This window comes from Runella sp. R5_40 (assembly GCF_057652295.1).
This window is the reverse complement of the sequence record NZ_JBYFCH010000059.1, coordinates 1-1,681: the sequence shown is the minus strand read 5'-3', so window position 1 is coordinate 1,681 and position 1,681 is coordinate 1. Positions and strand designations below refer to the sequence as shown.

At 40.5% G+C, this 1,681-nt stretch carries 2 protein-coding genes; one reads left to right on the top strand and one right to left on the bottom strand.

What is annotated here, in order from left to right; translation table 11 throughout:
* Positions 1 to 512: 512 nt before the first annotated feature.
* The gene (locus AC23N5_RS31355) at positions 513 to 812 is read left to right on the top strand and encodes a hypothetical protein (RefSeq protein WP_487758552.1); all 300 of its coding nucleotides are present in this window, start codon (positions 513 to 515) and stop codon (positions 810 to 812) included.
* A gap of 6 nt (positions 813 to 818) precedes the next feature.
* Here AC23N5_RS31355 and AC23N5_RS31350 read toward each other — a convergent pair whose 3' ends face one another.
* Positions 819 to 1,472: a DUF4304 domain-containing protein gene (locus AC23N5_RS31350; protein WP_487758551.1), complete on the bottom strand. Its 654-nt coding sequence runs from the start codon at positions 1,470 to 1,472 to the stop codon at positions 819 to 821.
* Positions 1,473 to 1,681: the final 209 nt, after the last annotated feature.

Here is a 1,681-nt window from a genome sequence, read left to right as displayed (position 1 = left end):
TCACCAGCAAAAATATGACAAAAATTATACTCGCACGCTTGCATAAACCATAGAAATCCGTGCGGCACATTTTGCATGATGCTTGAAATTACAGCTTCGATATTTTCTTTGAAAATCTTGTCGTATTGTGCGGATTGTTTTTTGTGGGGATTCATGTAGCAAAGCTACACAGAAGCAGGTTTTATTAAAAGCTAAAGCAAAGGGATTCTGAAGACCTACGACAGCGCGGGCGTATCGCTCGTGCTCACTATTCCGAGGCTTCTAGCCTTGGAAAGGAAAAATGCAAGGCTGGAAGCCTGATAATAAAAGACACGAACGAGACGTTCGCGCCATCGGGAAAAATGCTCAATTAACCAAATCACCCGCCATTGTGTCAAAACTACGATAGCGCGGGCGTATCGCTCGTGCTCACTATTCCGAGGCTTCTAGCCTTGGAAGGGAAAAATGCAAGGCTGGAAGCCTGATAATAAAAGACACGAACGAGACGTTCGCGCCATCGGGAAAAAAGTTCAATGAACCACATCACCTGCCATTGTGTCAAAACCTACGATAGCGCGGGCGTATCGCTCGTGCTCACTATTCCGAGGCTTCTAGCCTTGGAAGGGAAAATGCAAGGCTGGAAGCCTGATAATCAAAGACACGAACGAGACGTTCGCGCCATCGGGTTTGGTGAGCACTCACCGCCAGGCTGGCCGCCCGCCCGAGTTTCGCTCAATCCCGAACGCTTTCGGAAGTTTCATGGCTTGGCTTTTGGCCACCATGAAAGCTTAGGGATTGGGTGCTGCTTTTATTTGTCGAGCAAGTTTCAGTGATTTATCTTATGTGTTTACTTGCAACCCAGTTATGTCTTGTAAAGTAATATTATAGGGTCTAAAAATATTGTCTAAGTATGTCATATATCGTAGATTTGCACTAATACTCCCTTCGTCAGTCTTTTTTGCACGAGCCTGCAAAACTCTGTTCAAATATCTGCTCAATTCCAAAAATTTTTTGTTCCTAAGTAAGTATTCAAATAAAACTTGCTCATTTCTTGTCCCCATCTCCAAGATGAATGAAATTGCATCGTCTAATGATTTATTCCTTTCAAAATAGGGAAAAATAGTCAATTGTATTTCTTTAATTATGAAATCACTTAGTTTGCCAATATCAGTATTTTCTTTTATTGAAAAAAAACCTCTGTAAGTGTCTTGAAATTCTGCATTAGGCAAAATATTGTACGAATTGTCACACTCCCAAATAGTTTTTAACTGCTCATTGTTTTTTCTAAGTTCTGGAATGAAAAAGCCGTAATGAATATAAAACATATTTTCTTCCCAGCTACAACCATGACTTTTTTGAAAGTTAATTATGAATGAAACCTCGTTGCCGAAATCTAAATAATTTAAATTTTTCTTTTTAAAACCGTGTGTTTTTAAAAATAGACTAATATGATTTTTGATTAGGTCATCGAAGCGAATCGCTGTGTTTATCATAATTATCTCCTTTGTCTTGTTTCTTTAAAGTAGCCGCCAACGTTTCGGGGCTTTGCGTTCGGGCGGGTTTCGAAGCACAAAACTGTCAACCAGCACTACACTTGATACGAAGCACAAAGCTCCAAGTTTGCACGTCACCCCGCCTGACGCAAAACCGATGTTGAACAAAACCTTCGGTAGCTATATCTCGACAAAAGGGTTAATTTTAA